Consider the following 25,453-nt stretch of genomic DNA (forward strand, 5'->3'; position numbering starts at 1 on the left):
AAGCCCGCACGAGACCGCGCCCGGGGAACTCGACCCGGGCCAGCAGCCACGCCAGCGGCACCCCGATCACCAGACACACCGCTGTCGCCACCGTCGCGCAGACCAGGGAGAGCCGGCGGGCGTCCCACACCTCGGCGCTGGTCAGCAACTCGGCATGCTCCGCCAGGGCGCGCGGATCAGGAGGGCGACGAGCGGCAGGACGAGGAAGGCCAGCCCGACGAGCGCGGGCAGGAGGAGGGGAATCGGGGCGCCTCGGCGGGGCACCCCCGTCCGCCGCCGCAGACCACCCGTGAGGGTGTCCACGGCGGTGGCGTCGGGAGACGGCCAGGTCGTCACGGGTTGAGGAAGCCGGCCTCGTTGAGGACCTTCTGGCCCTCGGCGGACTTCACCAACTCGATGAACGCGGTCGCGGCGTCGGTGTTGTTCGACGCCTTGAGCAGGGTGATCGGGTAGTCGTTGATGGCGTCGGCCGACTCGGGGAACTCGACGCCCTCCACCTTGTCGCCCGCGGCCTTCACATCGGTCTTGTAGACGACCGCCGCGTCGGCCTCCTTCAACACCACCTTGTTGAGGGCGGCCTTGACGTCCTCCTCGTATGAGGCCGGGGTGAGCTTCAGCTTGCTCGCGTCCAGGGCCTTCTGCGCGGCGGCACCGCACGGCACCGCCGCGTCGCAGAGGACGACCTTCAGGTCCGAGTTCGTGAGGTCCTTGAGAGAGGCGATCTTGTCGGGGTTGCCCGGCAGAGTGGCGATCTCCAGCTGGTTGCGCACGAAGGTGGTGGGCGCGCCGGAGCTGTCGCCCGCGTCGGTGACGATCTTCATCGTCTTCGGGCTCGCCGAGGCGAACACGTCCGCCGGGGCGCCACCGGTGATGCTCGCGGCCAGGGCGTCGCTGCCACCGAAGCTGAAGGTGACCTTGGTGCCGGGGTGCTCCTTCTCGAACTCCTTGCCCAGCGTCGTGAAGCTCTCCTTCAGCGAGGCCGCGGCGAAGACGATCACCTCACCGGAAAGCTCGTCCGAGCCGGACGCGGTGGGGGAGGAGTCGGATCCCGACGCCGAGGAGTCGTTGTCGGAGGAGCAGGAGGTCAGAGCCAGCAGGGCGGCGGTGCTCACGCCGGCCATCTGCAGTATCCGACGAGTCCGGCGCGCGGAACGGGTCATTGCGGGCACTCCCTCTGGTTGGTGCGCATACGGCGATCATACTGCCGCAAGTGCAAGCTGAAAGGCTCCTGTCATATCGCATGAGCGGTAAAGCTCATCGAATAGCTTGGCATGTGCGTTTGTACGGGACTCCACGTCGGGCACGGTCGTGCGGGAGGGGGCGGTCCATGAGCCAGTCCCACACGCCCCTGCTCTCCTGGGCGGAGACCGCCCTCGACTTCGGCCGAGCCGGCCACCACGTTCGACCGGGTGCTGCACCTGGGTGGGGGCCGGGGCCGGGTACGCTCGACGGAATCGCGGCCCATGCGGGTTTGCGTGGGCAGTTCCTTCGCTGGAACCCTGGAGACGGGAAACGCTATCTGCACCGCTGGGTACCGCGTGACGATGCAGGAAGACGGGAACCTCGTCCTCCGCGTGTTTCACGCGGGAGTAGCGGGACGGGCTTGCTGGGCAAGCGGAACCCGTGCGCCGGGCGACGCCTCCGCAACCTTCCACATGAACTACGTGGGCGCCCCGTGGGTTCACCATCGACAGCAAGTCTCAGGGAGAAGTGGGGCGCATCTGGGGTGGCACACGTTGCAGCACTTTGGGAATAACGCCAGCGTGAACGCCAGAGGCGAATTCTGGATTGGCTACGTGCGAGTCGGCAAGTGTTAGTCGCGTGACTGGAGGCGGAGACGCCCGTGCTCGGATTCCCGGCGCGGGCGCTTCGTCAGCCGGACTCGTCCGCGCCGAGTTGAGGGAGTTGGACGATCACTTCGTCCGCCAGGGAAGTGATGGTGCTGCTTTCCAGGGGGCCCGTGTCGGGGTGGTCGCGTACGGCGGTCCTGGCATAGCGCAGCAGCCGCAGGCCGTCCCGTACGAGCAGCGGACTGCTTCTGCGCAGGAAGGGAATCGCGAACTGGCGGATTCCCTGCCAGCGGTCGACGTGGGGGATGACGACGGGCGCGTAGTAGCAGGCGTCGCGCAGCACCTCTTCGTTGTGCCGGAAGTGCCGCTGGAGGACCTGGAAGATCCGGTCTGCCAACTCCTGTGCGTAGGGCGCGTGTCTGCTCCACTCCTCCGTGGCGCGCCGGAGAGCCGCGTGGGCCTCGGCGGGGCGGTCGAGCCACAGCAGGGTCAGGGCGCCGTCCGATGTCTCGTCGGCCCGTGCCGTGAGGGCTCCCGCCTCGTGCCGTGCCACGCGCTGGAACTGCTCCGTCAGCAGCGTTTTCCCGACACCGGAGTCGCCGTAGACGCTGAAGAGGAACAGGCGTTGGTCGTCGTCAGCGGCGAAGTTCCCGAGGAATTCGTTGATTTCACTGCGCCGCCCCACGAAACCGGCCTGCCGCCGCCTCCGGATGAGCTCCTGCATGCTGACGGCCTGAGCCACCCCACCACCCCCTCGGCGCCGGTCACTTCTCCACTGTGCCGGATGGCCGCTGATGCCGGAACTCTGGTAGTTTCCCTGTCCGTACTTCAAGCCTTCCGGGCCGGGGCATCGCCTCCCGCCGGGGAGGCTTTTTTGATGCCCGGCTCACCCGGTCTTGATGCCCGGCTCACCCGGTTTTGATGTCCGGCTCACCCGGGCGCCTTCATGAACCTCCAGCCCGCACGACCCCACCCACCACGAGGGAGATCGATGACCGACGTATCCGTGCGCCTCGCCCAAACCGCGGACCGGCCGACGATGGAGCGTCTGTGGCTGCTGTTCCGCCATGACATGTCGGAGTTCAGCGGTGCTCTGCCCAACCCTGACGGCACCTATCGGAGTGATCGACTCCAAGCCGCCTTCTCACAGGACGACTGGGCTCCCTACCTCCTGACCAGCGGCATGTCCCCGGTCGGCCTCGTGTGCGTCCGCGGTCTGACCGGCCCGGTGCGCGTGCTGAGCAGCTTCTTCGTGGTGAGGGCGGCGCGCAGGTCGGGGATCGGACTGCGAGCCGTCCGCGAGGTCGTCGCGGCGTATCCGGGATCCTGGGAGATCGCCTTCCAGGAGAGCAATGCCGTCGCGGTCGCCTTCTGGCGCCGTGCCGCGACCGAGCTGGTGGGCGACGCGTGGACCGAGGAACGCAGGCCGGTGCCGGGCCGCCCGGACCTGCCGCCCGACTCCTGGATCAGGTTCGACGCCCCGGCCGGTGCCGGGCTCTGACCCGCCCGCGTCGGCTTGACCTTCGAGTCAGGTCGAAGGTTTACGGTCGATGCCATGACGAGCTACCGCATCTCGCAGCTGGCGGAGCGCTCCGGTGTGCCGGCCACGACGCTGCGCTTCTACGAGGACGCCGGGCTGCTGCCCGCCGACCGCACACCGGCCGGGTACCGCGTGTACGGACCGGACGCGGTGGAGCGGCTGGCGTTCATCTCCTCGGCCAAGCTGCTGGGGCTGACCCTGGAGGAGATCCGGGAGCTGCTCGACGTGCGGGAGGAAGGTGTGTGCGCGTCGGTACGGGCCCGGCTCCTGCCGCTGGTCGCCGAGCGGATCACGGAGACGGGAGCACGGATCACCGAGCTGCGCGCCTTCGCCGCCCGCCTGGCCGCGGCCCGCGCCGAACTGTCGGGACCGGCCCCGGAAGGCGCGTGCGGGCCTGACTGCGGATGTACGACGGACCCCGTGCTGGTGGAGCTGTCCGCCACACCTCCCGGCCAGGACCTGCCGTGGCGCGACGTCCCCGTCGCGTGCACGCTCGGCGGCAGCGAGCTGGACGAGCGCACCGGCCAGTGGCGGCACCTGGTCAGCAAGGCCGACCGGCGCGAGGAGATCCCGGACGGCATGCGGCTGGTGTTCCCCGCAGGCGCCGACCTGGCCGGCGAGATTGCGGCTCTGGCCGCGGCGGAACAGGGCTGCTGCGCGTTCTTCGACTTCACCCTGCACCTGACCCCGTCCGCTCTCCAGCTGGAGGTGCGGGCGCCCGAGAGCGCCGCCGGGATGCTGGCCGATCTGTTCGGGGTGACCGTATGACCCGTCAGTCCCGTTGGGGCACATGGGGCACCGGCGCGGCCGCGATGGCCGCCTGTGCGGCGTGCTGCGCCGGTCCCCTCCTGGCCGTCGTCGGCGGCCTGAGTATCACCTCGGCCATCGCCTCCCTGTGGATGCCCGCTCTAGCGGTGTCGGCGGTGGTCGCCGGTGCCGTGGCGCTGGTGCTGAGGCGCCGTCGCAGGGCGTCGGCCTGCCGAACCGCCGCACCGGGCCGGACCGACCTCGGGATGCCCACTATCGGTCCCGGCCCTGATGCCGGGCAGTGACCGGGTGAGTGCCCGATCAGGGCGCTTCTGGCCGACGCACGAGGTCGCCCGGGTCGGTATTGGCGCCGCACAGGACGACGCACACCTTCTCGCCGGGCTCGGGCCGGTACGCGCGCCCCGTGAGGGCGGCGAGCGCGGCCGCGGCGCCGTGCTCGACGGCGATCCTGCGGTGGTCCCACAGGGCCTGCCGGGCGCTGATGATCTCGCCGTCTGGTACGAGCACGGAGCGCACGAGGTCGTGGCGGGCGGCGTGCAGGGCCATGGCGGACGTACAGGGCGCGCCGAGGGAGTCGGCGGCGACGGAATCGACGGCGACGTCGGTGACGGCACCGGCTTCCAGGGCAGCGTTGAGGGCGCGGCAGTTCTCCGGCTCGACGGCGACGGTACGGATGCCGTGGTGCTGCGCTGCGGTGGCCACTCCGGCGAACAGCCCGCCCCCGCCGACGGCCACGACCACGGTGTCCAGGTCGGGAACGCGGTGGCGGATCTCCTCCAGCAGCGTGCCGGCGCCGGCCGCGATGAGCGGGTGGTCGTAGGCGTGGCTGGCCAGGGCGCCCGTGGCGCGCGTGAACTCCTCGCAGGCGGCGAGGGCCTCGGCGTACTCGGAGCCGACGAGGCGTACGTCGGCGCCGTAACCGCGGAGCCTGGCGACCTTGACCTCGGGGGCGTTGGCGGGAAGGAAGACGGTGGCCCGTACCCCCTGCTGCCGCGCGGCCCAGGCACAGGCCAGGCCTGCGTTGCCGCCGGAGGCGATGGTGACTCCGGCGTCGGGGAGAGTGCCCTCCTCGCGGTGGGCCTGGATGAAGTTCTGCGCGCCGCGGGCCTTGAAACTGCCGGTGTGCTGCATGAACTCCAGAGCGAGCCACACGGGGGAGGGCGCTGCGGACCGGTCGTCACCGGGGAACGCGTCCGGGTCGACGGCGGCGACGGTGACAGGGCGGATCCGCCCGGCGATCCGGTCGGCGGCGGCCTTGATGTCGCCGTGAGTGAGGGGGCGCAAGGGGACTCCAGTCGGGTCGGAGTAGCGTACCGATACGGTGTACCGTACGCTGACTCGTATGCCCAGGCAATCCGCATCCCTGACCCAGGCCACCCCTGAGCGCATCGCCGAGACCGCCCTGCGCATCGTGGACGAGGACGGACCCACCGCCCTCAGCTTCCGCACCCTGGCCGCCGCGCTGGACATCTCCGTCGCCGCGCTCCAGCGCCGCTGCACGGACCTGGCGGGCCTGCTGGACCTGGTCACGGACCACCTCGCCGCGCGCCTGCCGAGCATCCCCGCTGACACGGACTGGGCGAGCGCCACCGAGCAACGCTTCCGGGCGCTGTACGAACTCCTCACGGCCCACCCGGGCCTGGTCACCCTGCGCGGCGCACGGCCCTGGCTCGGCCCACAGCTCCTCAAACGGCTGGCCGAGCCGCAGTTGGCCGACTCCATCAAGGCCGGGATGACCCCGCAGGAGGCGATCCTCACCTACCGCAGGCTGTACCTGCTCACCCTCGGCAGCGCGAGCTTCGTCGACCACCGGGACCCGAAGAGCACCGAGAGAACGACGCGCCAGGCCCTGGCCGCCCTCGACCCCGAGGACTTCCCCCACCTGACAGGCCACCTGTCGACGATCGTGTCCGCCGTGGTCGACCACGAGGTGTACTACGGCGCCCTGCGCCAGCTCATCGACGCGGCCGCGGCGGCGGTAACCCGGCCACAACCGGGCAGTTGACACCGACACCCCACGTGCGCCGAGTCAGTGCCATGCCCCGGGGTTTCAGGCAGCCGAACCGGCCAAGACCTCATGGGCATTCCTTGCTCATGTAGAGGGCGTATTCGCCGGTCGACGGAGTGTCCTTGTACAGCGTCGTGTCCAGCCCGCAGAACGAGAACCCCCATCCGCCGATAGGCGTGGATCGCGGGGGCGTTGACATGGGTGACCTCCAGCCGGATGTGCCCGGCACCGCACTCACGGGCAAACCCGACGGCATGGTCCATCAGGGTACGGCCGACCCCGCGACCCCGATGGCCCGGAGCGACCTCGATGTCGTCGACGGTCAGCCGCCGGTTCCAGGAGGAATGACTGACCGATGCGAATCCGGCCAGGGACCCGTCGGGGCACACGGCGACGAAAGTACGGCTGTCGGGATCCTCTTCGGCCGCAGCGGACTCGTCCTCGGCCGGGAACACCTTGCGCAGCGGCGGGTCCACCGGGATCTCCTTGATTCCGAACCCATCCTCGGTGACGGCCACTTGGAAGATGGAGCGCGTGGTGAAGGATCCGTCGAGAGCCGCGATGACTCGGCTGTCCTCGGGCCGGGCCGCGCGGAACTCGTAGTCCACGCCGTTACTGGTCGTCATGGCATGAACCTAAGATCGGTAACGGCCGGTGTCGAGGCGACAGCCGGGACTCTCACGGGCCGTTGAGAGGCCCGGCGCAGCGGGAGCGCGCGGGACCGAGCGGAGGGAGGGAGCCCTCATGCCTGAGGGGCATGCTGTCAGGTCGTCGTGGACCAGAATTGTTCGCTGGCTGGAGGCGCATGCGCCAGCCAGTGCGCAGGCGCTCAATGCCCCGGCCACTGCCGCCGACCTCCGGGAGTTGCGCGATGGCCTGGGGTACGACATTCCCGGGGACCTGGAGGCGTGGCTGCGGCTCAACAACGGCAGTACCGCCAAGGATTCCAGCACCCCGGTTCCGGGAGGGACTCGACCCGCGCCCCATCCCGACTCCGCACTCTTCCCCGGCGGCGAGGTGTTCCTCGACTGCCGGAGCATCACCACCCTGTATCGGAACAACATCCGTATCGCCGATGAGATCGGCGATACGGACTGGTGGGCGCCGTCGTGGATTCCGATCGTGGCCCAGCCGGACTCCCACCACGGACTGGTTCTCGACACGGGTCAGGGAAGAGGGGCCGACCCGGTGCTGGCCTACCACGAGACCGACTATCCGAAGCCGCACGCCGCGTCGCTGGAAGAAGTGTTGACCGGCGTGGCCGACATGCTGGAGCACGGGGACGGAGACGGCCTGCTCACACGCGGATATGAGACGACCGTCCAGGACGGACGGGTTGTCTGGCAATGAGATCCAGCACGTCGGGGAGGACGAGATCCCGGAGTACGGGTGGGCCGGCCGCCGACGGCCGCACCCAGGTGGCGCCGCCTCCTGGCCCTCGACCAGTCACCGAACACGCCGGGGCATCTGCGCGGTACGCGCGGTGACGTCGGCGGTCGCCGCGTCCGCCGTAGCGCTCCGCCGGAGGGCGGTGGAGGTGGCGGGCGTACGGGAGTGACCCCTGACGCCGCAGCGCGACCCATGCGTGTGACGACGATCACGCAGAACGTCCCCGGATCTTGGAATGCCAACCTCCGCCCGGCTGCTGCACTGATACGGGTTTCCATGCCCAGGGGGGCGCCGGGCAATGAGGCACCGCACGACAGTCCCCGGGTCGCCGCACCCACCCCCCCCGTCTCCCCGCTGCTCCCGCACCACCCGCTCTGAAAGGTTGTCCTGCGCCATGCCGCTGGCTCTCCTGGCCCTGGCTGTTGTCGCTTTCGGCATCGGCACGACCGAGTTCGCCACGATGGGGCTGCTGCCCCAGATCGCCGACGGGGTCGGGGTGTCCGTCCCCCAGGCGGGCAACGTTGTCTCCGCCTATGCCCTGGGAGTCGTCGTCGGCGCCCCGGTGCTGACCGGCATCTGCGCGCGCGTCCCCCACAAGCGGCTGCTGCTCCTGCTCTCCGGGCTGTTCGTCATCGGCAACGTCGCGTCCGCGCTCGCCCCCAACTTCGGCCTGCTCTTCGCCGCGCGCTTCCTGGCCGGCCTGCCGCACGGAGCGCTCTTCGGGGTCGGCGCGGTCGTCGCCTCCCGTCTGGTCGCCCCCGACCGGGCCGCCCGCGCGGTGTCGCGGATGTTCCTCGGACTGACCGTCGCCAACATCGTCGGCGTCCCGGCCGGCACGGCCCTCGGACAGCAGCTGGGCTGGCGCTCCGCCTATGTCGCGGTCGCCGTCACAGGCCTGGTCGCCCTCGCCGCCCTGGCGGTGTTCGTCCCGCACCAGCCACGCGGGGAGCAGTCGGGCATCCGGCACGAGCTGCGCGCCATGGGCAACCGGCAGGTGTTCATCGGCCTGGCCACGGCGGTCGTGGGCTTCGGCGGCTTCTTCGCGCTCTACAGCTACCTCGTCCCCATGCTGACGAACCTCACGGGCCTGTCCGACTCCTCGACCACGCTCGTCCTCGCGCTCTACGGCGTCGGCATGACCCTCGGCACCCTGGCCGCGGGCCCGCTCACGGACCGCGCCCTGCGCCCCACGCTGTACGCGGGCCTCGCCCTGCTGTCCTCGGCCCTGGTGGTGTTCTACTTCGCCGTGCACAGCACGGTGCCCGCCCTGATCACGATCACCTTCGTCGGCGCGATGGGCGCCCTCATCACGACGCCCGTCCAGATGCTGCTGATGGCCAAGGCGAAGAACGCCCCGACCATGGCGGCGGCCTCCAACCACTCCGCGTTCAACCTGGCCAACGCGGGCGGCGCCTGGCTCGGCGGCCTGGCCATCTCCGCGGGCTGGGGCTGGGCCTCACCGGCCCTGGTCGGCGCGGCCCTGGGCGTGGCGGGCCTGGGCCTGGCGTTCATGGGCGGCCGCATGGACCGAGGCGAGCGACACTCGGAGATCATCGCCTCCTCGGGGGCCCGGACCGAAGAGGTCGCTGCCGCCGGGCCCCACAGCGGCTAGGACAGGTGCAGGGCCGTCTGCCGTACCGCATGCGTATTCCGCCCGGCCGATGACCCGCCTCTCGGAGGCGAGGTGCGTCGCCGCGCCCTAGGCTCGATGGAGAACGGCCGTCAGCACTTCAGGGGGCGAGGGAGGCAACCGGCATGGCGGAGACGGCGGACGCACGTGAGGCGGACCGTGCGCTGAAGGCGAAGCACCGGACGATGTGGGCATTGGGTGACTACCCGGCGGTGGCCAGGCAGGTCGTGGCGGGACTGGGCCCAGTGCTGGTGGAGGCCTGTGGGGTCAAGAACGGCGACCGGGTGCTGGACGTGGCCGCCGGATCCGGGAACGCCGCGATCCCGGCCGCACTGGCGGGCGGGGACGTGGTCGCCTCCGACCTCACGCCCGAACTGCTGGCGGCGGGGCAGAAGGAGGCCGAGGCGCGGGGCGCCACGCTGACCTGGCAGGAGGCGGACGCCGAGGCGCTGCCCTTCGAGGACGGCGCCTTCGACACGGTCACGTCCTGCGTCGGCGTCATGTTCGCCCCGCACCACCAGGCCACCGCCGACGAACTCGTACGGGTCTGCCGCCCCGGCGGCACCATCGGGCTGCTCAACTGGACCCCCGAGGGGTTCATCGGGCAGATGTTCGCCACCATGAAGCCGTACGCCCCACCGCCCCCTCCCGGCGCCCAGCCACCCCCGCTGTGGGGGAAGGAGGAGCACGTGCGCGCGCTGCTCGGCGACCGCGTCACCGATGTCGAGGGCCGGCGCCGGACGATCCGCGTGGACCTGTTCCAGGAGCCGGAGGAGTTCCGCGACTTCTTCAAGAACGCCTACGGCCCGACCATCGCGGTCTACCGCAACATCGCCGACGACCCTGAGCGCACCGCCGCCCTGGACGCCGCCCTCGCCGACCTGGCGCAGGGCGCGCTGAGGGACGGCGCCATGGAGTGGGAGTACCTGCTGCTCACCGCCCGTAAGGGCTGAGCGGGCCACAGGACTCAGTCCGCGCGCAGTGCCCGGAGCATGCGCTGCAGCGCCGCCACGGTGTCGGCGAGGTCCTCGGGACGGGAGGACGAGGCCAGCCACAGCGCCGCCTCGTTCATTGCACCCGACAGCAGATGCACCAGGGGCTGCACGGGCTGCGGGGCGATGATCCCCGCCTCCACCAGCGAGGTCAGGGCCTCGGCGAGGTGGCGGGCCGAAGCGGCCTCGTCCATCGCCCGCCACTCGCTCCAGCCCAGCACCGCGGGCCCGTCCACCAGCACGATCCGCTGGATCTCCGGCGCCGTGGCCGCGACGAGGAACTCACGGCACCCGGCCATCAACTGTGCCCACGGATCGTCCTCGGCATCGGCCGCGGCGGCGACCCGGCGGCCGATCTCCTCCTGCGCTTCGGCCAGCACGGCCCGGAAGAGGTCCGTCTTGCCGCCGGGGAAGTGGTGGTAGAGCGCGCCCTTGGTCACCCCCGCCGCCTCCACGAGCTCCGCGAGCCCCACCGCGGCATACCCGCGCTCGGAGAACAGCCGCCTGCTCTCCCGAACCAGCGCAAGCCTGGTCTGCTCCCGCTGCCGCGCCCGCACACCCTGCTGTGCCACCGCACGCACTCCCCTCATTGACATACCGACGGTACGCGAAATACTGTTCTTGGCATACCGATGGTACGCGAAACGAACAGGGGGAACCTGATGAAGCTGACCAGCTTCTACCCGGTGATCTGCACGACCCGGCTGGCGGAATCCCGCGACTTCTACATCCGCCTGCTGGGATTCGACACGACCTTCGAGGCCGACTGGTACGTCAGCCTGCGCCACCCGGGAGAGACGGGCTACGAACTCGCCCTCCTCGACCACACACACCCCACCCTCCCGGAGGGCTACCGCACACCCGCCCAGGGCCTCCTGCTCAACTTCGAGGTCGAGGACGTCGACGCGGAATGGGAGCGCCTCGTCCTGCACGAGAAGCTGGAGCCCGTCCTGGGTCTGCGCAGTGAGGACTTCGGGCAGCGCCACTTCATCGTCGCCGACCCCAACGGCGTCCTCATCGACGTCATCACGCCCATCCCGCCGAGCGCCGAGTACGTGGAGCAGTACTTCCAGGATTGACCCGGCTGCCGCCGCCGCTGCGGCGCGGTGCCTGCCCCTTCACCAGATCAGGCACCAGTAGATGCCCACGTTGCCGATGCCGATCCGGTCCACGGCAGGCACCAGGCCGGGGTCGGGCTGGCCCGTCGAGGACAGGGTGCACGCGGGGTCACCGACGGTTTCGGCCTGCGCCATGCGCTGAGCGGCGGCGACGGCGGTGGGGGAGGTGTACCACGTGGTGGTCGCCGCCCCACTGCTCGAAGGCGGAGGCGTCGAGGGCGTCGGGCTGGGGACCGGCGCCGAAGAGGTCGACGCGGGCCGCGTCGTGGTCTCGGAGGGCCGCGTCTCGGGCTGAGGCCGTGCGGGCGTGGGCGTCACGGACGTGCGCGTCGCGGGCGGCGGCTTGGTGACAGTCGGGGGAACCGCCGTCGGGCGGACCGTCGGGCGGTTGGTGGTCGGCGCCGGCGTAGGGGAGCGGGAAGTCGTGGACGCGGTCGGTTCAGGTGTCCCCGACGGTGTCAGAGGCGTCGAGGTGGGGGTGGGCGACTCGGGTGTCCCGGCCGTCTCCGACGGCTCCGTCGCCGACGGCGAGGCGCTCGCGGTCGCCGCCGAGTCGGGCTTCTTCCCGTCCGAGTCCAGCAGCAGCCATGTTCCGGTGCCGCCGAGGACGAGAACGGCGGCGCCGCCCGCTATCCACGGGGCCCGCCGTGACGGGCGTCGGTGCCGGTTCATGGTTTCACTGTCGCATTGCCCCGGTGATCCCGCAGTGGTAACGGGTTGTACTCCTGCGCGCGAGCCGAGAACGATCACGCCGGGCAGGCCCTGTGAGGACCCCGGAAGGGCACCCTCATGCCCCGCACAGCACCCCTACGTAGGCCGTTGTGCGTACATACGCCGCAAGGAAGAGACGCACCGCCCGACGGGCGGGAAGCATCACCACACCCCCCACCGGCACGCTCAACCGCAGCACGCGGCGACGGAGGCTCACACGTGACGACAAACCGCCTGGAAGAGTTCGAGCTCGACTGCGTCAGCGAAGTCGACCCGTCCTTCGAAGTCCCGGCGCGTGCGTTCCTGCGCCGGATCGGCCGGTCGCGCCTCTTCGACGAGCTGATCCGCCCGGCCCTGGACGAAGGGTCCGCACTCGTCGCCGTGGCTCAGCGGACCCGCCCCTGGCCGCCCTGGGGTATCGGAGCCCGCACCATCTCGGCGATGGAGATCGCCGTACCCCGGGCCGAGGGAACAGCCGGCCTCACCAGCGTCCTGGCCGTCCCGGAGGAAGGCACCGAGATCGGCCTCCTCGCCGCCGTGCACGCGACCCTTCTCGACGGCTTGGCCGAGCGCGGTGTCGACCGCGTCCACCTGACCGTCCGGGAGGGAGCCGCGTTCGGCGAGTGGCTGGCCGCCCGCGCGGGATTCGAGCGGAGCGACAGCCTCGTGCTCACCGAGCACTCCCGGTACTGGCTGCACGACGCCCCGATCGAGGAGCACCGACGGGCCATCGGCATCGAGGGCGCCGACGTCGACGACCTGGTGACCGGCGGCGCCCTGAAGGAGGACGCCTACGCCTCCGCCGCCCTGTACCTGCTCGGCGTCACCCAGGCGCTCGGCCCCTCGTGGGACGAGCAGCTCATCGCAGGCGAGATCATCGCCAACACGGGCCCCGGCATGGTCGCCGCATGCCTTCCACCGGGCGGACCTCCCGCCCTGCGGCAGTAGGGGTCCATGAGCAGCGTCGACATCGTGATCCGCAGCCACGCGAAGGACTTCGCCTGGCTGCGGCACTGCCTGGCCGGCGTACGGCGCTGGTGCACCGGCTTCCGCCACGTGGTCGTGGTGGTCCCGCGCAAGTCCGAGCACCGACTCGCCCGATACGGCATCGAGGCCGACCGCATCGTCGTGTGCCCCGACTACACCGACGACTACCTGGGCCAGCAAGTGACCAAGACACTGGCCGACACCTTCACGGACGCCGACTACATCGCCCACCTCGACTCGGACAGCGTCGTACGCCGCCCCCTCACCCCCACCGACCTGATGGACGACGCGGGACGCCCACACCTGCTCTACACCCCCGCCGGCTACTTCCGCCGCGGCGCCCCGTGGCAGGCGGCCACCGAACGCTTCCTGGCCCGACCCGTCACCTGCGACTACATGCGCCGCCAGCCCCTGCTATACCCAAGGTGGATCTACCCGGAACTGCGCGAGCACGCCGTGCGTCGGCACGGCATGCGGCTGGCGGAGTACATCGTGGCCCAACCACCCCTGGGATTCTCCGAGTTCAACGCGCTCGGCGCGTACGCCCACGAACACCACCACGACGCCTTCTCCTGGCACCTGCACCCGAGCCCGGCCTACGACGAGACATGGACGCGGGTCTTCTGGAGCTGGGCCGGCATCACCCCGGCCGTCGCACGCGAACTCCGAGCACTCGGCCTCGAATCGCCCGGAACTGAGGAGAAGGATGCTCTCGCCGCCGACCCATGACGACGTTGTCGTCTGGGAGTCCGTACTCGCCCCGGCACACCTGGATGCCCTGACCCGCAGCATGCGGACCGCCGAAGGGCGCCCGGCCGACGTCTTCGCGCCCACGGGCCGCCTGGTCGATCAACGCATCAGGCGCACCAGCCGAGTTGAGGTGCCACAGCCACTGGCGGACAGGACCCGCCGCTGCTTCGAAGGTCTGCACGACCGGCTGGAACAGCACTTCGGTGTGCGACTGGGCGGCTGCGAACCACCGCAGTTCCTCCGGTACGAGCGTGGCGACCGTTTCGTGCCGCACTCCGACGTCTCCGCGGGGCGAAGGGTCACAGTAGTCCTGCACATCGCACAGGCGGGCGCGGCCCGGGGCAACCTGACCTTCTTCGCTCCGTCACCGACCGTCACGTGGCAGACCTGTCGCAAGAAGATCTCCTTCCCGCCGGGCTCCGTGATCGCCTTCCCTGCCGACCTCGTCCACGAAGTGCCACCGGTTCGGGTCGGTCCCCGCCTGACGGTGGTCACCTGGTTCTGGAACGGCTGACGGGGCGCGGCTCAGGGCAGTGATCGCCGAATGGAGACCCAGGTCTGGAGTTGTTCGCGGGTGCGCCCCGGTGGCAAGTAGGCGAGCAGGCACCTCGCATGGGCCGTCAGGTTCTTGTGCCACCGCAGTCGGCGGATCTGGTCGAGGGGCAGGTCGCGCCACCCGTCGGAGAGCGCGGCCGCCTGCGCGGGCGTGAGCCGTAGCGCGCGCAGCGTGTCGGCCGCCAGCGCCTCGGGGCACCAGTCGGGGTCGGTGTCGTCCGGCCCAAGACGGTCAATCACCCACATCCGGAGCATGAAGTCCTGCTGCTTGACCCGAGTCAGAGGTCCCTCGCCCTCGGCCGTGACGAGCCGGTTGGCGAGCAACGAGAGTTTCGCCCACTGGCGCCGGGACTCTTCTGGCAGGTTCGGGTTGTAGGCATGTGTCTGTGCCGCAACCCGCGGTGTCTCAAGCTCCTCACTGCGGGCGCCCTCGACGAACCTCCGCAGTTGGTCCATGTCCCAGGTACTCGGATCGCGCCCAAGGACCTCCCGCCCGTCTGCGTCACCGCTCATCATTCGTCCTCCCGGTTCACCTGTCGGCGGCGCAGCGCACCGCGTTGTGGACGGCGCGGGCGAGGCGGGCACCCCACACCGAGCGCGGGCCCGCGAATGCGTGGACCTCCTCGTCGGCACGTGGGGAAGGGGTGGCGATGCAGACGGCGTCCGTGGGGGTGCCGGAGCAGTCGAGCCCCGCGTCGAGCAGTGCCTGGACCTTGGCCTCCGTGGCGGTGGCCACGGCGTTGACCAGGGCGGCGTCGGTCAGGGGCACGGGAATTGCCGCGACGATGTTGATCGTGCCCGCCCGCAGCGCCGCGACCGTGCCCTCGGCCGGAGAGGCCGCCCACCCGCGTACCCCGAGACCCGCGGTGGCCACGGCCTCCACCCCACCGTCGTGGGCGGACCCGTACGCACGTACGTCTGCGGCTGTCATCAGCCCCACACCCGGACCGTGGACACCAGCCTGACGCGCCAGGTCGGCGAGGTGGCGGTCCGGATCGACGCGCCGGTAACCGTGAGCGACCTGAGCGTTCAGGATCCAGCCGCGTTCGCCGATCCCGCCGCCGAGTACGGCGCTGCTGATCATCCGCCAGCCGTCGCCCACCTGCCACAGCAGGCTGTGCAGGAGCTCTCCGTCCTCGACGCGGGGGAGAAGCCGCAGGCCGGGCAGGCCGACGTGCCGACGGGTCGTGGGATCGAGGGCGGTCACCGGGCGGACTCCTGTTGATGGCCGGGCGGGGAACCGAGTGATCGTACGTCGCACGGTGCGGACGCACCTACACACAGGCCGACGCCCCCGACCGCCGCGGGAGTCACGCCGCCGCGCTACGGCACTTGCTCGGGCTCTGTCCCTTGTGGCGTTTGAAGGCGGCGCTGAAGCCGAAGGCGTCGGCGTAGCCGACGGACTTGGCGATCTGGGCGATGCTCAGGTCTGTGTCGGCGAGCAGCGCCTCGGCCTCGTCCATGCGGCATTCGGTGAGATAGGCGAGCGGTGGACGGCCCATCAGTTCGGTGAAGCGTCTGGCGAACAGTGCCCGGGAGACGCCTGCTTGCGCGGCCAGCGACGCGACCGTCCAGGCCCCGGCGGGCCGGTCGTGGAAGGCGCGCAGGGCGGGCCCGAGCACCGGGTCGGCAAGGCCCCGGTACCAGCTCGGAGCGTCGGTTCCGGCCCGCTCGAACCAGGTGCGCAGCGTACACACCAGCGCCCAGTCCAGGAGCCGGTCCATCAGCGCCTGCGAACCGGCGGAGGTACGGGCGGCGTCGGCGGCGACACTCTCCAGCCAGGCGCAGACGTCGGCGTCCTCGGAGACGACAAGGGCGGGCGGCAGGGCGCGCAGGAGTCGTTCATGGCGGTGACCGGTGGCACGGTAGGCACCCACGACGAGCGCCGTCGCGCCACCCGGGTCGGTGCCCCAGTGGATTCCCGCGAGTTCCTCGTCCGAGCACGGGTCTCCAGGACCGAAGCAGTGGATCTCGTACTCCGCGTGGGGGCGTCGCACGGTGGACGGCTGGTCCACGAGCCGGAACGGCGCCGGGCCGCGTACGACCGCCGTGTTACCCGCGATGACCACTCGCTCCGTACCGTCGGCCAACAGCAGGGTGCCGCCCCCGCGCAGCACGGTGACCATGGTCAGCGGCGCGCCGTCACTGAAGCGGACGGCCCACGGCGGGCAGAGAAGCGCGTGGCTGACGACCGAGCCCTCGGCCCGGATGCCGCCCAGCAGGGAACTCAATGGATCCATCCGCCAACTGTAGACGATCTCCTATGAGTTGAAGACTTTCTCCCATGGATCATCTACGCGGCCACGGTTGTACTGGAGTCACCGAAGCCAAGCAGCCCTGTCGGGAGACACCGTGCCGCAGCACAGCACCAAAACCGCCCTCGTGGTCGTCGCGCACCACCGCAGCGATTCCCTCACCGCCCACACCGCGCGCCGTGCGGCCGCCCGGCTCCGGTCCGCCGGATACCGCATCGACCTGCTCGACCTGCACGCCGAGGGATTCGACCCGCGCATGAACGTCGAGGACCAGCCCGACTGGGGTAACCGGGACAAGGCGTACTCGAAGGAAGTGCGCGCTCATATGCAGCGCATCCTCGACGCGGACGTCGTGGTCGCCGTCTTCCCCGTGTACTGGCAGAGCGTGCCCGCCATCCTCAAGGGATGGATCGACCGGGTGTGGAACTACGGGTTCGCCTACGGCCGCAGCAAGCCGCGCCTGGCCGGCAAGCGGATGCTCTGGCTCGGCCTGGCCGGCGCCACCGCCGCCGACCCCGTCGCCCAGGGGATGCAGGCTGTCCTTGAAGCGGGCCTGAGCGACGGCATCGCCGCCTACTGCGGCTTCTCCCACTCCACCGTGGGCCTGCTCCTCGACGCGGAGGAACGACCGCAGCGCGTCGACGCCGAGGGCAACCTGCTCATCGGAGACGCCGCCATCGGCGCCGAACGGGAAGCCAAGTACGCCGACTTCGACCGTCGGGCCCTGCGCTTCGTGGACGACTTCCTCGCGGCGGAACCGGTCGCGGCCTGAAGAAGCCCGGGTTGAGCCGCAGCCCCTGACCGGGCTGTGGCTCAGCGGCCGAGCGGACTCAGTCCTCGGCGACGCGGACGATGGTCTTGCCGCCAACCGGCTTGCGCGCGAACGCGGCAGCCGCTTCGGCAAGGGGCACCACGTCCCCCACGGTGGGCTTGAGCCTCCCCTCCCGCACGCGTCGGGCGAGGTCGCTGAGGCGGGCGCGATCGGGTTCGACGACGAAGAAGACGGCGCGTGCCTCGCGGGGACGGACCGTGACCGGCTCGGCAATGGTCACGAGGGTGCCGCCGGGCCGGACCAGGGCGGCGGAGCGTTCGAGGATCTCGCCGCCGATCACGTCGAACACCACGTCGACGTCACCGATATCCTCCAGCTTCTCGGCTTCGAGGTCGACATAGGCGTGGGCGCCGAGGCCGAGCACGGTGTCGCGGTGACCGGCACGCCCGGTCCCGATCACGTAGGCCCCTGCCTCACGGGCGAGCTGCACGGCAATCGAGCCGACGGCGCCCGCCGCACCGTGGACGACGACACTCTGCCCGCTCTGGAGACGGGCGTGATCGAACAGGGCCTGCCAGGCGGTGAGCCCGGAAATGGGCAGCGCGGCGGCCGTGACATGGTCGACGTCGGCGGGGAGCGGGGCGAGATTGCGGGCCTCGACCGCGGTGTACTCGGCCAGGGTGCCGTTGCGGGCCCAGTCGGTGAGACCGTACACACGCTGCCCGACGGTCAGCCCGGTCGTGCCGTATCCGAGCTCGACGACGACACCGGACAGCTCGTGCCCGGGCACACTCGGCGTCCGGTCGTGTCCGGCCCGGTCGGTCCAGGTGCCGGGCCAGTCCAGCTCGCCCGGGGTGAATCCGGCGGCGTGGACCTTCACGATGACATCGTTCTCCGCGGCGTGCGGGTGGGGCAGCTCGGTAAGGGCAAGGCCGTCGGCACCGGCGGTGCGGTCCTGGGCGATGATCGCGTGCATCAGGGGTTCCTCCGGGCTACGGGGAGGCGGGGCGCCGACGTGCGGTGCTGGGGTCACGTTCGACCCTAGGATGCAGGTAGCCCAAGCATGTGGGACATTCCCTGCCTCTTTGGGTGGGCCATTTGGCTATTGGCCCCCCGACCAGACTGCACCCAGGGTTCCGGATCTGGCGCTGTCAGTCCTCGCTCAGCTCATCCGTTGCCTGTGGCGGACGCGCGGTGTGGTCGGAGTGCCCCCGCGTACGGCGGCTCTCCTTCATCTCCGCCTCGAACAAGTGGTCACGCCCCTGGGCGAGTTCCTGCACCGCACTTTCCTCAAGCCGCCGGAACGGCTCGTAGTACGTGGCGTTGTACGCCTCGACGATCTGGAACGTCCAGTGCCCGGGAATGACATTGCGCCCGACGATCTCCGCGCGGACCTTCTCGGCCCATTCGGAGTGTCCCGATTCCTCCAACAACCGCACTGCGCGGTCCAGTTGGAGGTCGGCTGTCCCGGTCAGCTGGTGGAAGTCGTACAACCGGCCTCTGGCGCGCTCGGTCGTCTCCAGTGCTTTGGACAGGGCTCCGAGGGCCTCGACGGTCTTGTCGTCGACGTGGGCGGGGCGGCGGTGCTCGCGGTCGGGGCCGCTGGGGGAGGCGGTCACGGTTTCTCCTTGCCGAAGGGGCGCGGTGCCGGCCGAAAGGGGCACGGCGTCAGGCGCTGCCCGCACCGTCCGTGCTCGGTACCGCGGACAGGCTCCGGGCCGCGGGGCGGACCTCCGACTCGACCAATCGGGCGAGGCGGGCCAGCATCGCGCGGTGGCGCAGCTGGATCAGCGCCTCGAAGCCGACGTTGTGCAGCATGCCGCCCGCTCCGCGCAGAGGGTGCTCGTCGACGATCACGAGGCAGTGCTCGCCCCAGGGCCGCAGGTCGATGGCGATGCGCGCCGTGCCGAGCGCACCGGCGTGGGCCTCCAGCTCCAGAGCGACGCCTTCTTCGCAGCGACGGACGACCGTTTCGTTGGACAGGCGGAGGGGGCCCAGCGGGACCTCGAATCGGATCGCGGCGCCGGTACGCGGCCACTGCCCCTCGACGGGGTGTGACTCTGAGGTGCCGACGACCCACTCCGCGTACCGGTTTCCGTCGGCGAGGACATCCCACACCTCGTCGGGGCTCACTCGGATCAGACGATGGCGAACGGCCATGGATGCCTCCAGGTGTCAGCGGTTTCTCGGCAGCCACTCCCGAGTGCCCCGCTGACGCCGGGGCATCACGTGCGAATCATGATGATGAGGCAGGGACGCGGTGACGCGCCGCGGCCATGACAAAGGTCGGTCCTGGCGGCGCACCCGCACCACCATCACCACGCCCCTGACCAGTCGGAACGCCGAAGTCGGGCTGGAGGTCCGATGGAGGCCCCGCCGACCCCCACCAGAGTCAGAGCTGGAACTCCGCAGGATTCAGCCCCAGAGTCGCGCACGCCTCCCGGAGGACCATCTGCTCGGCCTGCGAGAAATGCCCGTCCGCGCCGGCGATGACCATGCCGGTCTGGATGACAGCACGGGCCTCGGTCGGCTTCTTGGCGGCCTTGGCGATGTCCTGCAGTGCCTCGTTCTTGCCCAGTGAGAAGTCCCGGGTGAGCTGGCTGACGTGCTTGTGGAAGCGCTGGCGCAGCTGCTCCGGTGGGAAGTTCTGGAGCACCTCGTTGCTGAGGATCATCGATTCCATCTGCTGGATCTCGCTGGCGTCCACGTGCCCGTCGGCAGCCGCGACCAGCGCGCACATCGCCATGCTGGCGTCCCGGTAGGCGCCACTCTTCAGCTCGGCCTTGAGCGAGCCGAGCTGGGTCTTCAGCAGCCCCACCAGCGGCGCGCGGGAACCACCGCGTGAACTGCCGTGCGAGCCTCCGTGCGAGCCGCCGTGCGCGGCACCGCCATGCCCGCCCTGCACCTGCTGCTGCAGGGTTCTGGCCTGGTCCTTGAGCCGGTCGAACAGTGCCATCGATGCCACCTCGGTGCTCGAACTGTGTGATCTCTCTCCAAGAACGCCTCGCTGCCGCGAATGGTTCCACGGCACCACGGGCCACGCAGTCGGCCCGGGCGCGCCGAGACTCCATGATCGTCACGGACCGGCGAGTACAGGACTGCCGCGCTCTGCTGTCGGCAGACGGGGGCCGACCGGAGCATCCGCATCTGTCAGGCTGACCGCATGGGGACGAACACCACAGTGCGTCGACTCGACCTGGGGTACTTCATCCGGCCCGCCACGGAGACCGACGGCACACAGCCGCGGGTCGAACCGGTGCTCGCCTACCTGGTGCGGCACGATCAGGGGCTGATCCTCTTCGACACCGGCATCGGCAGGGGAGACCCGGAGACAGAAGCCCACTACCGACCGCACCGACGGAACCTCCAGGCCGCTCTGTCCGCGGCCGGAGTGACACTGGACGACCTCACCCTGGTCGCCAACTGCCACCTCCACTTCGACCACTGCGGTGGAAACCCCCTCCTCGCCGGCACTCCCATCCTGGTACAGGACACGGAGCTGGCGTGCGCGCGCAAGGGCGGCTACACCTTCGACGAGCTGATCGACTTCCGCGGCGCGGCGTATGAGGAGGTCAGCGGCGAGGCCGAAGTCCTGCCGGACGTCTGGATCATCCCGACACCAGGACATACCCAGGGGCACCAGTCACTGGTTCTGCGGCGAACCGACGGCACGCTGGTCCTCGCCGGCCAGGCACACGACTTCGCGTCCCACTTCGCATCCGACCAGTTACTCCGCCACGCGGCACTGCACGGCGCGGAACAGCCGCTTCCCGGCTATCAGCCCTGGCTGGACCGACTCGCCGACTTCGATCCGCGCCGCGTTCTCTTCGCCCACGACAACTCGGTCTGGGAACCGCCACAGAGCACTTGGTAGGCCAATTGGACATAAGCACAGCCCAGTTCGTAGTCGAACCTCGGCCGTTCGAATCCCCCGAAGAAGGTGAACGATTGCCGATGAGGCAGGGCCTTCCCCCGTGATGGTGGACACGCTTCGTTGATCACGCGGCGAGCGTGAGCTTAGCCGTGTGGTGTCGGCGTTCGTATTCGTTGGGGCTGAGGTGGCCGTTGGCGGAGTGCCGGCGGCGGGTGTTGTAGCGGGCCAGCCAGGCGAAGACCGTCCTTCTGCAGGTGGCGGTGTCTCCATAGTCGCGGGCGCCCTGGAGGGTCTCGCGTTTCAGGGACGCGTGGAAGCTTTCGCAGGCCGCGTTGTCCGCACTCGTGCCGACCGCGCCCATCGAGCGGGTGACCCCGAGTTGGTCGCAGAGATCGGCGAAGGCCCTGGAACCGTACTGGGCCCCGTGGTCGGAGTGGAACACGGCGCCTTCCAGGCCGCCGAGGGTCGAGGCCGCCATCCGCAGCGCGTCGGCGACCAGGCCGGTGCGCATGTGGCCGGCGATGGACCAGCCGACGACCTTGCGGCTGAAGCAGTCCAGCACGGTCGCGAGATAGAGGAACTCCCCCTCTGCGAGCGGGAGATACGTGATGTCGCCCATGTATTTCCGCCCCGGCTCGGTGGCGGTGAAGTCCCGCTGGAACAGGTCCGGAACCTGTGAGGCTGCCGGGTCCGCGACGGTGGTGCGGACGCGTCTGCGCAGGCGGATGCCGGTGATGGAGAACGTCCGCATGATGCGGGCGACCCGCTTCTCGTTGATCCGCAGGCCCTTCGCACGGAGCTCGGCGGTCACCCGCGGGGAACCGTAGGCGCCGCCGGACTCGCCGTGGACTTCGCGGATCCGCTCGGCCAGGAGCCGGTCCTCGCTCTGCCGGGACGCCCTCGCCATCCTGCCGGAGAGCCACTTGTAGTAGCTGGACCGGTTCAGGTCCAAGACCTCGCAGAGCCGCTTCACGCCGTAGGCGTCCCGGTGGTCGTCGACGAACTGGAAGCGACTCACCAGTTGGTCTCCCCGGCGAAATACTTGGCCGCCTTGCGGAGTATGTCCCGCTCGGTCGCCAGCTTCCGCTCGCTCGCCTCGAGCTCGGCCACCCGGGCCTCCAGCTGCCGGATCCGCTCGTCCGGATCGGCGGACGATGCCGCCTCCCGAGGCGGGCCGCCCGGCTTCGCAGCTGCGGCGGTGACGCCACGGCGTTCGCGGTCCCGCAGCACCCACTCACGCAGGGTGGCCCGGTTGACGCCCAGGTCGGCGGCGATGCTCTTGTAGGTCGCCCCGGGTGTGGACTCGTACAGGGCCACGGCATCGGCCTTGAACTCGTCCGAGTAGTCCTTCATCGCCATCGGCGGTCTTCTCGCTTCCTCCGGATCAAGCAGATCCAGTATCAGCGTGTCCACCACTCAGGGGGAGGCCCCGCATGATCCCGCCGTGGACAGAGTCATTGAACTCGACGAGGCCGCGGCCGCGCTGCTGGAGCGAGCCGTGCGATGGGGGCAGGCCGGCCTTGTGGTGGGAGAGCTCACCTGGAGGGGCGGAAAGGCCGGGTGGCCTCAGCCGTTGGAGACCGACAGGACTCGGGTGGACGACCTCGATGCGCTCGGCGTGGTCATCCGCAGCCAGGCAGGGGCCGAGCTGTCAGTGGTCCTGTTCCGTGGCGGCTGGGCCGACGTGGACTTCTTCGACGGACTCGACGACGCCGGTTCCCTCCCCGCCCCGGACATCGCATCGGCAGGGACTTCGCAGCCCGGCTGGACCGATGGATCGTGCGCGTCTTCGGCGACCTTTGACCGGTGAGGGAGCAGTACGACGCCGCGCTTCCCATGACCCCACTGCCGAGGCGGTCCCACGAATGATCTAGGGTCGCGCTGTTCTTGCCTGAGGAGGGGATGACACATGCGGTGGGGTCGTTGGGCTGCGGCGAGCGCTGCCGTGGTGCTGATGCTGACGGGATGCGGGCAACAGCCGACCGAGCTGAAGCTTGCATTCGAGAGTGTGGAGGAACTGCCGGAGAAGCTCGCCGCGGACGGCACCACCATCACGGTCGGCGACCCCGAGGCGGAGGTGAAGGTCGAGCTGTACGAGGACCCCCGCTGCCCGGTCTGCGAAGAGTTCGAGTCCATCGGCGGCGGCCCGCCCCTGCGCGAGGCCATGCTCGAACGCCAGGTCAGAACCGAGTACACCCTCGCCTCCTTCCTGGACGACCGCATGGGCGGCAGCGGGTCGAAGAAGGCGGTCAACGCGCTGCGCGCCGCACTGGAGGAGGGCAAGTTCGTGGAGTACCACGAGGTGCTCTATGCCAACCAGCCTGAGGAGAGCGTCGACGGTTACACCGACGCGTACCTGCTGAAACTGGCGAGCAACGTCGAGGGCCTGCGCGGCCCGCGTTTCGACGCGGCGGTCAAAACCATGAAGTACCGCGCCTTCGTGACGGCCTCCGAAAAGGCGTACGAGCGCGCCGGGGGAGCGGAGGAACCCAAGGGCCCTGGTACACCCGCCGCCGTGATCAACGACAAGCGGATCCCTAGCGAGTACACCGCCCTGCTCCTGCAGGGCGACACCTTCGCCGATCTGCTCCGGGAGATCCACCAAAGGCCCTGGGAGTGGGAGGAGACCCACCTCTAGCCGCCGACCGGCACGCAAGGGATGGCCCGGACCCGCTGGAAAGGGCGTGGACGCCGTGCCCTGAGAAGCTGTTTCAGATCCAGTGATCTGTGACGTTCCGTAGCTGACGGGCTGGTCGGTGAGGCTGGCCGGGTAGATGTTGAGGAATCTCAATAGGGTCTAGATTCGGCCATGTTGGCTCCGTATCTGGTGATGTTGATGGTGGCAGGTGGAATCTGGGCTCATTGCCGGGCCGGGGTTCCGCAGCCGACGCAGGACGCCGACGCTTCGGCCCGCGCCGGGTGGTGCGCCATGGCCCCAATGGTGGAGATGGTCGGGAAGGTCACGCGGAGCCGTTACGACGAGCTGGTGGCCGAGTCTGTGGACATGGTGGAGGAGGACACCCTGCCAGTTCGGGCTCGGGGATGCGGCGCTGGAGCTGGAGCCGCTTCGCGGGCACGGCGGTCACCTGCCGCTCGACGAGGGTGACCAGGGTGTGGAGGAGTCGCTGCGGTTATTCGCCGACGAGATCGGGCTGTCCTTCTACACGGTCCGTACGCAGCGGTGGGTGGCCGCGCAGTGGCCCGCCGAGCACCGGCAGGCGGGGGTCTCCTGGGAGGTGCACCGGATTCTGGCGTCCGTGCCTGACCGGTTCGAGCTGATCCGGAACCCGCCGCTGAGCGAGCGCACCGGCCGGCGCCGGTGGAGTGCGGAGGTGGCCAAGAAGGTGGTGGGCTGGAAGACCGAAGAGGTCCAGGTCCCGATCACCACCGAGGAGAAGGTCAAGGCGATCCGTGAGCTGGCGCGGGATGACGAGGCGGTGGCGGCGCAGGTGGCCACCGACCTCCTGCGCCGCCCGGAGGTGGCGTTCAGGGCGATGCGGGATGTCGAGGCACGGGAGAACGTGAACGAGGCCCAGTTCGTGCAGGCCGGATTGGATGAAGACGAGTTCGACGAGGAGTACGAGGAAGCCTTCGGTGAGGAGGGCGAGCCGTTCGACGACCCGGCCCGCATCGTCCACAGCTGGCGGAAGTCGATGGAGTTCAACGACCTGATCGCCGTCTGCCAGGGGTTCATCGCAGGGGCCGCGCGGCTGGTCCCGAAGCTGCGCGGGCACGAGTTCACCGACACCCAGACGAAGGTGTTGGAAAACCATTTGGAGAAGATCCGCGCGACGGCCGACTGGATCGAGACCGCGGCCGCAACCGGTCAGGTTGACCTCGATGAACAGCTCGCCCAGCTGCTGCGGGGCCAGTAGCCATGGGGGCGGGTCTGCCCGCCCACGTCCACGGCCAGGCGGTACGCAAGGCTCTGCAGGAGGCACGGCCGGCGGGACTGACGCTCGCGCAGCTGTGCCGGGCGACCAAGCGCACGCCGTCGCAGGTCTGGGCGGGCTTGAGGTTCCTGCGGAAGGTCGCGGTCAAGGAGGGGCTGCCGCCGGTGACCTACAGCAGACGGGACGGCTTTCAGATGTCGGAGGAGAGCGAGGTCTGGATATCCTACGAGCGGGCCATCTTCCAGGCGGAACTGCACCGGGTCACCAACTTCATCACCGGGATCATCGCCCCGCACGCCAAGAAGGCCCCGGACGACGAATGGATCTGAGGGGCCTCACGTTTTCCGGACAGGCTTCTGACCGTCTATTTCATGCGGCGATTCGCAACTTCTCGTACTCGGCGTGGACTTCGCGCGGAGGG

General features: G+C 70.0%; 31 protein-coding genes and 2 pseudogenes. 17 read left to right on the plus strand and 16 right to left on the minus strand.

Annotated elements, in window-relative coordinates; genetic code table 11:
* Position 1 precedes the first annotated feature (1 nt).
* The 3 genes and pseudogenes from ACZ7L7_RS32110 to ACZ7L7_RS32120 all read right to left on the minus strand — a co-directional run.
* Positions 2-303, minus strand: a pseudogene (locus tag ACZ7L7_RS32110) (molybdate ABC transporter permease subunit); the annotation flags it as partial.
* A gap of 29 nt (positions 304-332) precedes the next feature.
* Positions 333-1,160: a molybdate ABC transporter substrate-binding protein gene (gene modA, locus ACZ7L7_RS32115; RefSeq protein WP_471431662.1), complete on the minus strand. Its 828-nt coding sequence runs from the start codon at positions 1,158-1,160 to the stop codon at positions 333-335.
* Between the two features lie 712 nt (positions 1,161-1,872).
* Positions 1,873-2,514 (minus strand): ATP-binding protein, encoded by a 642-nt coding sequence (locus ACZ7L7_RS32120; RefSeq protein WP_471431660.1) that lies wholly within the window; start codon positions 2,512-2,514, stop codon positions 1,873-1,875.
* A 267-nt stretch (positions 2,515-2,781) separates the two neighbouring features.
* Here ACZ7L7_RS32120 and ACZ7L7_RS32125 point away from each other — a divergent pair, with 267 nt between their 5' ends.
* Genes ACZ7L7_RS32125 through ACZ7L7_RS32135 form a run of 3 tightly spaced genes read left to right on the plus strand, consistent with a single transcriptional unit; the run spans position 2,782 to position 4,382 of the window.
* Positions 2,782-3,291, plus strand: coding sequence for a GNAT family N-acetyltransferase (locus ACZ7L7_RS32125; protein WP_285516240.1), 510 nt, complete (start codon positions 2,782-2,784; stop codon positions 3,289-3,291).
* A 54-nt stretch (positions 3,292-3,345) separates the two neighbouring features.
* Positions 3,346-4,098, plus strand: coding sequence for a MerR family transcriptional regulator (locus tag ACZ7L7_RS32130; RefSeq protein WP_285516239.1), 753 nt, complete (start codon positions 3,346-3,348; stop codon positions 4,096-4,098).
* The gene (locus ACZ7L7_RS32135) at positions 4,095-4,382 is read left to right on the plus strand and encodes a hypothetical protein (RefSeq protein WP_285516238.1); all 288 of its coding nucleotides are present in this window, start codon (positions 4,095-4,097) and stop codon (positions 4,380-4,382) included. Before ACZ7L7_RS32130 ends, ACZ7L7_RS32135 begins: the two co-directional genes overlap by 4 nt.
* 16 nt (positions 4,383-4,398) lie before the next feature.
* Here ACZ7L7_RS32135 and ACZ7L7_RS32140 read toward each other — a convergent pair whose 3' ends face one another.
* On the minus strand, positions 4,399-5,382 hold the full coding sequence (locus ACZ7L7_RS32140; RefSeq protein ID WP_472077761.1) for a threonine/serine dehydratase: 984 nt from the start codon (positions 5,380-5,382) through the stop codon (positions 4,399-4,401).
* 58 nt (positions 5,383-5,440) lie between these two features.
* On the opposite strand from ACZ7L7_RS32140, the gene ACZ7L7_RS32145 reads away from it, so the two are divergent.
* Positions 5,441-6,103: a TetR/AcrR family transcriptional regulator gene (locus ACZ7L7_RS32145; RefSeq protein WP_472077762.1), complete on the plus strand. Its 663-nt coding sequence runs from the start codon at positions 5,441-5,443 to the stop codon at positions 6,101-6,103.
* 70 nt (positions 6,104-6,173) lie between these two features.
* Here the strand turns inward: ACZ7L7_RS32145 and ACZ7L7_RS32150 are convergent.
* Positions 6,174-6,732: pseudogene (locus tag ACZ7L7_RS32150) on the minus strand (GNAT family N-acetyltransferase).
* Positions 6,733-6,850: 118 nt separating this feature from the next.
* On the opposite strand from ACZ7L7_RS32150, the gene ACZ7L7_RS32155 reads away from it, so the two are divergent.
* The 3 genes from ACZ7L7_RS32155 to ACZ7L7_RS32165 all read left to right on the plus strand — a co-directional run bounded on the left by ACZ7L7_RS32155 (position 6,851) and on the right by ACZ7L7_RS32165 (position 10,078).
* Positions 6,851-7,456 carry an SMI1/KNR4 family protein gene (locus ACZ7L7_RS32155; protein ID WP_472077763.1) on the plus strand — a complete coding sequence of 202 codons (606 nt, stop codon included), beginning with the start codon at positions 6,851-6,853 and terminating at the stop codon, positions 7,454-7,456.
* A gap of 433 nt (positions 7,457-7,889) precedes the next feature.
* Entirely contained in the window at positions 7,890-9,107 is a 1,218-nt protein-coding gene (locus tag ACZ7L7_RS32160; RefSeq protein WP_472077764.1) for an MFS transporter, read from the plus strand.
* Positions 9,108-9,250: 143 nt separating this feature from the next.
* Entirely contained in the window at positions 9,251-10,078 is an 828-nt protein-coding gene (locus tag ACZ7L7_RS32165; RefSeq protein ID WP_453600670.1) for a class I SAM-dependent methyltransferase, read from the plus strand.
* A gap of 14 nt (positions 10,079-10,092) precedes the next feature.
* On the opposite strand, the gene ACZ7L7_RS32170 is transcribed toward ACZ7L7_RS32165, so the two are convergent.
* Positions 10,093-10,689 (minus strand): TetR/AcrR family transcriptional regulator, encoded by a 597-nt coding sequence (locus ACZ7L7_RS32170; RefSeq protein WP_472077765.1) that lies wholly within the window; start codon positions 10,687-10,689, stop codon positions 10,093-10,095.
* Between the two features lie 90 nt (positions 10,690-10,779).
* Here ACZ7L7_RS32170 and ACZ7L7_RS32175 point away from each other — a divergent pair, with 90 nt between their 5' ends.
* Entirely contained in the window at positions 10,780-11,196 is a 417-nt protein-coding gene (locus ACZ7L7_RS32175) for a VOC family protein (RefSeq protein ID WP_471431652.1), read from the plus strand.
* A 39-nt stretch (positions 11,197-11,235) separates the two neighbouring features.
* On the opposite strand, the gene ACZ7L7_RS32180 is transcribed toward ACZ7L7_RS32175, so the two are convergent.
* On the minus strand, positions 11,236-11,370 hold the full coding sequence (locus ACZ7L7_RS32180; protein WP_471431650.1) for a hypothetical protein: 135 nt from the start codon (positions 11,368-11,370) through the stop codon (positions 11,236-11,238).
* Positions 11,371-11,674: 304 nt separating this feature from the next.
* The gene (locus ACZ7L7_RS32185; RefSeq protein WP_453600685.1) at positions 11,675-11,824 is read right to left on the minus strand and encodes a hypothetical protein; all 150 of its coding nucleotides are present in this window, start codon (positions 11,822-11,824) and stop codon (positions 11,675-11,677) included.
* A gap of 341 nt (positions 11,825-12,165) precedes the next feature.
* On the opposite strand from ACZ7L7_RS32185, the gene ACZ7L7_RS32190 reads away from it, so the two are divergent.
* The 3 genes from ACZ7L7_RS32190 to ACZ7L7_RS32200 are packed head-to-tail and all read left to right on the plus strand — an operon-like array spanning position 12,166 to position 14,197.
* Positions 12,166-12,894, plus strand: a complete 729-nt coding sequence (locus tag ACZ7L7_RS32190) for a hypothetical protein (RefSeq protein WP_471431648.1) — start codon at positions 12,166-12,168, stop codon at positions 12,892-12,894.
* Between the two features lie 6 nt (positions 12,895-12,900).
* On the plus strand, positions 12,901-13,662 hold the full coding sequence (locus ACZ7L7_RS32195; RefSeq protein ID WP_471431646.1) for a hypothetical protein: 762 nt from the start codon (positions 12,901-12,903) through the stop codon (positions 13,660-13,662).
* Positions 13,640-14,197 carry a 2OG-Fe(II) oxygenase gene (locus tag ACZ7L7_RS32200; protein ID WP_453600697.1) on the plus strand — a complete coding sequence of 186 codons (558 nt, stop codon included), beginning with the start codon at positions 13,640-13,642 and terminating at the stop codon, positions 14,195-14,197. The genes ACZ7L7_RS32195 and ACZ7L7_RS32200 overlap by 23 nt, the downstream gene beginning before the upstream one ends.
* Positions 14,198-14,208: 11 nt before the next feature.
* Here the strand turns inward: ACZ7L7_RS32200 and ACZ7L7_RS32205 are convergent, their stop codons facing one another.
* From ACZ7L7_RS32205 to ACZ7L7_RS32215, 3 genes are all read right to left on the minus strand, one after another.
* Entirely contained in the window at positions 14,209-14,751 is a 543-nt protein-coding gene (locus ACZ7L7_RS32205) for a hypothetical protein (RefSeq protein ID WP_472077766.1), read from the minus strand.
* 16 nt (positions 14,752-14,767) lie between these two features.
* Positions 14,768-15,445, minus strand: a complete 678-nt coding sequence (locus tag ACZ7L7_RS32210; protein ID WP_453600703.1) for an adenosylcobinamide amidohydrolase — start codon at positions 15,443-15,445, stop codon at positions 14,768-14,770.
* A gap of 103 nt (positions 15,446-15,548) precedes the next feature.
* Positions 15,549-16,478: an AraC family transcriptional regulator gene (locus ACZ7L7_RS32215; RefSeq protein WP_472077767.1), complete on the minus strand. Its 930-nt coding sequence runs from the start codon at positions 16,476-16,478 to the stop codon at positions 15,549-15,551.
* A gap of 112 nt (positions 16,479-16,590) precedes the next feature.
* Between ACZ7L7_RS32215 and ACZ7L7_RS32220 the strand changes: the two genes are divergently transcribed.
* A complete protein-coding gene (locus ACZ7L7_RS32220; protein ID WP_453600708.1) occupies positions 16,591-17,265 on the plus strand; it encodes an NAD(P)H oxidoreductase in 675 nt (224 codons plus the stop codon).
* Between the two features lie 58 nt (positions 17,266-17,323).
* Here ACZ7L7_RS32220 and ACZ7L7_RS32225 read toward each other — a convergent pair whose 3' ends face one another.
* The 4 genes from ACZ7L7_RS32225 to ACZ7L7_RS32240 all read right to left on the minus strand — a co-directional run bounded on the left by ACZ7L7_RS32225 (position 17,324) and on the right by ACZ7L7_RS32240 (position 20,221).
* Positions 17,324-18,241 (minus strand): NADP-dependent oxidoreductase, encoded by a 918-nt coding sequence (locus ACZ7L7_RS32225; RefSeq protein ID WP_471593288.1) that lies wholly within the window; start codon positions 18,239-18,241, stop codon positions 17,324-17,326.
* 175 nt (positions 18,242-18,416) lie between these two features.
* Positions 18,417-18,884: a hypothetical protein gene (locus ACZ7L7_RS32230; protein ID WP_471431641.1), complete on the minus strand. Its 468-nt coding sequence runs from the start codon at positions 18,882-18,884 to the stop codon at positions 18,417-18,419.
* A gap of 49 nt (positions 18,885-18,933) precedes the next feature.
* Positions 18,934-19,425 carry an SRPBCC family protein gene (locus ACZ7L7_RS32235; protein WP_471431639.1) on the minus strand — a complete coding sequence of 164 codons (492 nt, stop codon included), beginning with the start codon at positions 19,423-19,425 and terminating at the stop codon, positions 18,934-18,936.
* 232 nt (positions 19,426-19,657) lie between these two features.
* Entirely contained in the window at positions 19,658-20,221 is a 564-nt protein-coding gene (locus ACZ7L7_RS32240) for a tellurite resistance TerB family protein (protein WP_472077768.1), read from the minus strand.
* Positions 20,222-20,428: 207 nt separating this feature from the next.
* On the opposite strand from ACZ7L7_RS32240, the gene ACZ7L7_RS32245 reads away from it, so the two are divergent.
* The gene (locus ACZ7L7_RS32245) at positions 20,429-21,139 is read left to right on the plus strand and encodes an N-acyl homoserine lactonase family protein (RefSeq protein WP_472077769.1); all 711 of its coding nucleotides are present in this window, start codon (positions 20,429-20,431) and stop codon (positions 21,137-21,139) included.
* A gap of 124 nt (positions 21,140-21,263) precedes the next feature.
* Here ACZ7L7_RS32245 and ACZ7L7_RS32250 read toward each other — a convergent pair.
* Positions 21,264-22,498, minus strand: a protein-coding gene (locus ACZ7L7_RS32250; protein ID WP_472077770.1) for an IS3 family transposase whose coding sequence is annotated in 2 segments (ribosomal slippage) — positions 21,264-22,168 and positions 22,168-22,498 — 1,236 coding nt in all. Because the reading frame shifts where the segments join, the coding sequence is not laid out codon by codon here.
* Between the two features lie 46 nt (positions 22,499-22,544).
* Between ACZ7L7_RS32250 and ACZ7L7_RS32255 the strand changes: the two genes are divergently transcribed.
* The 4 genes from ACZ7L7_RS32255 to ACZ7L7_RS32270 all read left to right on the plus strand — a co-directional run bounded on the left by ACZ7L7_RS32255 (position 22,545) and on the right by ACZ7L7_RS32270 (position 25,361).
* The gene (locus ACZ7L7_RS32255; protein ID WP_472077771.1) at positions 22,545-22,949 is read left to right on the plus strand and encodes a hypothetical protein; all 405 of its coding nucleotides are present in this window, start codon (positions 22,545-22,547) and stop codon (positions 22,947-22,949) included.
* Between the two features lie 99 nt (positions 22,950-23,048).
* On the plus strand, positions 23,049-23,777 hold the full coding sequence (locus ACZ7L7_RS32260; RefSeq protein WP_472077772.1) for a DsbA family protein: 729 nt from the start codon (positions 23,049-23,051) through the stop codon (positions 23,775-23,777).
* A 475-nt stretch (positions 23,778-24,252) separates the two neighbouring features.
* Complete coding sequence (locus tag ACZ7L7_RS32265; protein WP_472077773.1) at positions 24,253-25,014, plus strand: DUF6192 family protein; 762 nt, start codon at positions 24,253-24,255, stop codon at positions 25,012-25,014.
* A 2-nt stretch (positions 25,015-25,016) separates the two neighbouring features.
* Positions 25,017-25,361, plus strand: a complete 345-nt coding sequence (locus tag ACZ7L7_RS32270; protein ID WP_472077774.1) for a RacP protein — start codon at positions 25,017-25,019, stop codon at positions 25,359-25,361.
* Positions 25,362-25,453 lie beyond the last annotated feature (92 nt).

The organism is Streptomyces sp. NPDC110618 (assembly GCF_055657065.1).

What these genes read in the sequence shown, in the direction of transcription:
- ACZ7L7_RS32235 (WP_471431639.1), bottom strand. Translation starts at nt 19,425, where the DNA reads ATGGCCGTTCGCCATCGTCTGATCCGAGTGAGCCCCGACGAGGTGTGG.
- ACZ7L7_RS32200 (WP_453600697.1), top strand. Translation starts at nt 13,640, where the DNA reads ATGCTCTCGCCGCCGACCCATGACGACGTTGTCGTCTGGGAGTCCGTA.
- ACZ7L7_RS32195 (WP_471431646.1), top strand. Translation starts at nt 12,901, where the DNA reads ATGAGCAGCGTCGACATCGTGATCCGCAGCCACGCGAAGGACTTCGCC.
- ACZ7L7_RS32130 (WP_285516239.1), top strand. Translation starts at nt 3,346, where the DNA reads ATGACGAGCTACCGCATCTCGCAGCTGGCGGAGCGCTCCGGTGTGCCG.
- modA (WP_471431662.1), bottom strand. Translation starts at nt 1,160, where the DNA reads ATGACCCGTTCCGCGCGCCGGACTCGTCGGATACTGCAGATGGCCGGC.
- ACZ7L7_RS32120 (WP_471431660.1), bottom strand. Translation starts at nt 2,514, where the DNA reads ATGCAGGAGCTCATCCGGAGGCGGCGGCAGGCCGGTTTCGTGGGGCGG.
- ACZ7L7_RS32180 (WP_471431650.1), bottom strand. Translation starts at nt 11,370, where the DNA reads ATGGCGCAGGCCGAAACCGTCGGTGACCCCGCGTGCACCCTGTCCTCG.
- ACZ7L7_RS32215 (WP_472077767.1), bottom strand. Translation starts at nt 16,478, where the DNA reads ATGGATCCATTGAGTTCCCTGCTGGGCGGCATCCGGGCCGAGGGCTCG.
- ACZ7L7_RS32175 (WP_471431652.1), top strand. Translation starts at nt 10,780, where the DNA reads ATGAAGCTGACCAGCTTCTACCCGGTGATCTGCACGACCCGGCTGGCG.
- ACZ7L7_RS32245 (WP_472077769.1), top strand. Translation starts at nt 20,429, where the DNA reads ATGGGGACGAACACCACAGTGCGTCGACTCGACCTGGGGTACTTCATC.
- ACZ7L7_RS32125 (WP_285516240.1), top strand. Translation starts at nt 2,782, where the DNA reads ATGACCGACGTATCCGTGCGCCTCGCCCAAACCGCGGACCGGCCGACG.
- ACZ7L7_RS32225 (WP_471593288.1), bottom strand. Translation starts at nt 18,241, where the DNA reads ATGCACGCGATCATCGCCCAGGACCGCACCGCCGGTGCCGACGGCCTT.
- ACZ7L7_RS32135 (WP_285516238.1), top strand. Translation starts at nt 4,095, where the DNA reads ATGACCCGTCAGTCCCGTTGGGGCACATGGGGCACCGGCGCGGCCGCG.
- ACZ7L7_RS32160 (WP_472077764.1), top strand. Translation starts at nt 7,890, where the DNA reads ATGCCGCTGGCTCTCCTGGCCCTGGCTGTTGTCGCTTTCGGCATCGGC.
- ACZ7L7_RS32205 (WP_472077766.1), bottom strand. Translation starts at nt 14,751, where the DNA reads ATGAGCGGTGACGCAGACGGGCGGGAGGTCCTTGGGCGCGATCCGAGT.
- ACZ7L7_RS32155 (WP_472077763.1), top strand. Translation starts at nt 6,851, where the DNA reads ATGCCTGAGGGGCATGCTGTCAGGTCGTCGTGGACCAGAATTGTTCGC.
- ACZ7L7_RS32240 (WP_472077768.1), bottom strand. Translation starts at nt 20,221, where the DNA reads ATGGCACTGTTCGACCGGCTCAAGGACCAGGCCAGAACCCTGCAGCAG.
- ACZ7L7_RS32145 (WP_472077762.1), top strand. Translation starts at nt 5,441, where the DNA reads ATGCCCAGGCAATCCGCATCCCTGACCCAGGCCACCCCTGAGCGCATC.
- ACZ7L7_RS32260 (WP_472077772.1), top strand. Translation starts at nt 23,049, where the DNA reads ATGCGGTGGGGTCGTTGGGCTGCGGCGAGCGCTGCCGTGGTGCTGATG.
- ACZ7L7_RS32270 (WP_472077774.1), top strand. Translation starts at nt 25,017, where the DNA reads ATGGGGGCGGGTCTGCCCGCCCACGTCCACGGCCAGGCGGTACGCAAG.
- ACZ7L7_RS32185 (WP_453600685.1), bottom strand. Translation starts at nt 11,824, where the DNA reads ATGGCTGCTGCTGGACTCGGACGGGAAGAAGCCCGACTCGGCGGCGAC.
- ACZ7L7_RS32165 (WP_453600670.1), top strand. Translation starts at nt 9,251, where the DNA reads ATGGCGGAGACGGCGGACGCACGTGAGGCGGACCGTGCGCTGAAGGCG.